The organism is uncultured Ligilactobacillus sp., assembly GCF_948826705.1.
Classification (GTDB): domain Bacteria; phylum Bacillota; class Bacilli; order Lactobacillales; family Lactobacillaceae; genus Ligilactobacillus.
In genome coordinates this window covers 1-3,689 of the sequence record NZ_CAQLEL010000117.1, presented here as the reverse complement: position 1 = coordinate 3,689, position 3,689 = coordinate 1, and the positions used below count along the sequence as shown (strand labels likewise).

The following is a 3,689-nucleotide window of genomic DNA, read 5'->3' as shown; positions in this document are numbered from 1 at the left end:
CATCATTATCTGCATCATCAAAAAACTGATTGAAGAAGTCTCTGAGTTTTTCTTTTTTAGCTTGATCCATCCTGTTCATTCCTTTCTCTTGTTCTATATACCTAAAGTAAAACACGCTGCCTTTATACCCACGATCAAAACTTTTTTGCCTAATCAAATGCGATCTTGATCGCATGCTTGATGATATTTTCTAGCTCATTTAGATCGATATAGCCATTACCTTCAAACTCATCGATCAATGTATTACCGCTCATCTCCGTTAAGACAACAGCAACGCCACCATTAATGACCGCACCTGCAACTATACCTACCCCAGGAATAAATTTAAGCAAATTATCAACTAAACTTTTTCCTACAGCAGTGGCCGTTGTTGCTTCAAGGATCCCTTAGCTACTATAGATCTTAATGATCATCGTTGCTTGGATCGGGATCAAGATAGCCGCATCTGAAAAAGGGATCGGTGAAGTACTAACAGCTCCTGCTGCAACTGCTGCCGTATGGACAGCCGCTTTTGCATCTTCATACATCATTATTACCTACCTTTCACTAATTATCATACGACTTCACATAGACACATACTGTCGCAAAAAAGAAAAACCCTTGGCTTTTTTCACCAAAGGTTTACTCATCATCATTTATCTCATTGATCATTCGACGAACACTTCGTTCACTATAGCCCGTCAACTTTGCCAACTCACGTACATTTAAGCGGTCCATATTCTCGGCTATTTTTTGCGTGCATAGTCCTTGGAATGTAATTTAGACGGAAAATATACCGTACTTCTCCACAAATTGTCGTATATCAGATTGACTACCCGCTCACCGAACAGACCGTAAAAAGTTGATAAATTCCATTGTATCTATTCATCATAATTTGCCAGTAAACCAGGTTTTATTCTTCAAAATATGGTATTTACAGTATTCTTTAGAATACAAGCGCATCGAAAAATCATATTTAGTGCTTCTGACTATTTCAAACAACTTACTCGTGCGTTGTTCTCCGATCAAAGCAGCCATTTCTTGATATGTCTTCTTATAATCCGAAATCATAGTGTTCTCCACAAAATTGATCTTATCTCAAGCGTATACTCTTTTTTGTTATTCATAAGGAGATCCACTACTATGAAAAAATTTTTCCAACTATTCACCTGAATCAATTGTCCAAAGTGCGCTTAAAGAGATAACTGATTCAAGTTTTATAAAAACTTTACCTCTTTTTTTGAACTAAGTGATCTATTCAAATCACAAAAATGGGAAAGTACTGATCCCGTAGTTAGACGACTGGCTGAAAAAAATTTAAAAAATATATAAATAACCAGCCTAATATTAACTTTGCCAAAACTGACACCACCAATCACACTCACTCCAAACTAAAATAGTAACCCACGAAAGAACACACAAAAACGAGTTACCTAAACTGCTTCAACTAGTTATATTTTCAGAATAAAGAAAGACAGCTTTAAAATCCCAATATTTGGAATTTTTGAAGATGTCTTTTACTTATGTCACAGCCTCATTTTTACTGCCACATAGAGAAAATCCCATTATATATAACAGACTTTGAGGCAATATTCTGCATCCATAAAACGATATTTGGTAACGGCTAATGGTTTGCCCCCATTATCTTCATCAACGATAACAGCTACATCCAAACAATTTTCTGGTTTAAAGTTATCTCTGAATTTTGGTGCAACATCTATCGGAACATCTACGAAAGCTTCTTGTCCGTTAGCATAGATATATTTAAACTTAAATTCATCTGGGTCATATTGTTTGATCTTAATATTTTTTAATTGATCCATAAACAATAAAACGTTTAATTTGGCAACACGATCATCGGACATCAATTGTTTCATCTTTCGAGTAGCTAATTCACTGGCAGCATCTAATTTTGAAAATTTGCTATCTAAACGATTTTTTTCCGAAGACAGCTTACTTTGGATCTTATTTTTAATCTCTTCGATCTTATCAGCTACCCGTCTATCAAAATCTTCCACACGCTCAAATTCCCCACGAACTAATGGTGCTTTAGCATACTCATCTTTGACTAATTCGTTTAGAAGATCATCTCTTTTAACAGTTATATCTGCTATATAACGATCTAAGCCTTCAATGTCGTTACTTTCTAGTTCATCGCTCAAATATATTGTCATCAACTTTTTATGAATATATTCAGCCTTTACTGGATCCAACATCTTCATATAAAATGTTGTATAATTTTCATCCAAAGCTTTATTCATTTGTTCACGCCATTTTCGCTGATCTTCCGCTAATTGTTCTTCTTCAAGTCTTACTTCTTCATATTGTTTTACATAGCTTTTAACTTCATCAACCTTCGCAATACCATAATCGATCTTCCTTTGAAGTTCTATAGTATCATAACCTAGAATAAACTTATTGATTTTAGCCCAACTTCCTTCAGTCGGTAACTCCTCATGATTGATCTCAGCAAAGTAACTGAACTGATGGTTTCTAGCAGCTAATTCATTCAACGTGAACTGATATCTGTTAATTATTGGCGTTTCATGTTCCATCTTAGAGATTATCCCATCCACATACTCAATACTTTGCCCAACAGCTACAGCATACTCCGCTGGCAACAAACCTCCAGAGAGATAAGTATATACGTATTTGGGATTGTTTTTAAAAATATCTTCACCCTTATTGATGGCTTGTTCGATCTTCAAGCGTAATCTATCTTCTTCTTGCTCTTGCTTTGTAAGAAATTCTTCCCGTTCTCTTTCAGATAATTCGCTATACGCTAACATTTTAGCTTCAACATCTCGATCTAATTTCAACATACATTCTAATTTTACTGTTGTATATTTTTCATCAGTATCAAACTTATTTATGATATCTAAATATTCACTGATATTTTCTCTAGTCAGATTTTCCTGTAATAACGAGACTGTATGTTCTAAGATTTTTCCACGTAAATTTTCAAATTCATCGCTATCATGTGCAGACAATTGATACACTGAATAGCTCCAAAATGTCGGATCATTTTCTGTGATCGCTTTTTCAATAAGCAACTTTTCTAAACGAACATGTTGTGCAGGACTCAAAACTTCCAATAAGTCGATCCTAAATGCATCATTGATGGTTAGATCACGTTCTACTAACGGGGCTAACATATTTTGATAAGTTATTACCGTTTTTTGTTCCTTGTTAAGCGCAGTGATAACTGCATCAAACATTTCAGCTTTATCACCTATTGGTAATGAATTAAATGTAAGTTGCTCATTTTCAAAATTAACAAGTACAAGTTTATCATCACTAGTATAGCCTAATAATAGATCATTTAACGGCATAGCTAATCGTTGTTCATCATTGAACTTCCAAAATACCCACTCATCGATCGCACCGATCCCTAAAGTCCCATTATTGCGCATCATTGTTGTATCAACAAAGAATAGTAGATCCCGATAATCAACATTGAATACTTCACGTAAATTATCGATCTTTTTGTGCTCGATCTTTTTAGTAGATGCATTCGAGATCTTTTTTTGTTTTAGTTGCTTAGCGATCCTATTCTTTAATTCACGCCTTTGAGCATTTTCACCAAGTGGACAAATCTCATCATCGACCATCTCGTTAGCGAACTTCTTAATACCATCAAAGAATCCCATCTTAATCCCTCACGATCATCTTTTAATTCATACTACTTCAACATGTCTTCGATATCATCT

4 protein-coding genes are annotated in these 3,689 nt (G+C 34.8%); all 4 read right to left on the bottom strand.

The features are described from left to right. Window positions 1–149: 149 nt before the first annotated feature. Window positions 150–332 (bottom strand): hypothetical protein, encoded by a 183-nt coding sequence (locus Q9Q35_RS08535; protein WP_304652986.1) that lies wholly within the window; start codon window positions 330–332, stop codon window positions 150–152. Between the two features lie 54 nt (window positions 333–386). Next, window positions 387–527: a hypothetical protein gene (locus Q9Q35_RS08530; RefSeq protein ID WP_304652985.1), complete on the bottom strand. Its 141-nt coding sequence runs from the start codon at window positions 525–527 to the stop codon at window positions 387–389. 340 nt (window positions 528–867) lie between these two features. Beyond that, entirely contained in the window at window positions 868–1,050 is a 183-nt protein-coding gene (locus Q9Q35_RS08525; RefSeq protein ID WP_304652984.1) for a hypothetical protein, read from the bottom strand. A 494-nt stretch (window positions 1,051–1,544) separates the two neighbouring features. Beyond that, complete coding sequence (locus tag Q9Q35_RS08520) at window positions 1,545–3,629, bottom strand: hypothetical protein (protein WP_304652983.1); 2,085 nt, start codon at window positions 3,627–3,629, stop codon at window positions 1,545–1,547. Between the last annotated feature and the right edge of the window lie 60 nt (window positions 3,630–3,689).

Coding starts and splice junctions, on each gene's coding strand:
- Q9Q35_RS08530 (WP_304652985.1), bottom strand. CDS start 527: ATGTATGAAGATGCAAAAGCGGCTGTCCATACGGCAGCAGTTGCAGCA.
- Q9Q35_RS08525 (WP_304652984.1), bottom strand. CDS start 1,050: ATGATTTCGGATTATAAGAAGACATATCAAGAAATGGCTGCTTTGATC.
- Q9Q35_RS08520 (WP_304652983.1), bottom strand. CDS start 3,629: ATGGGATTCTTTGATGGTATTAAGAAGTTCGCTAACGAGATGGTCGAT.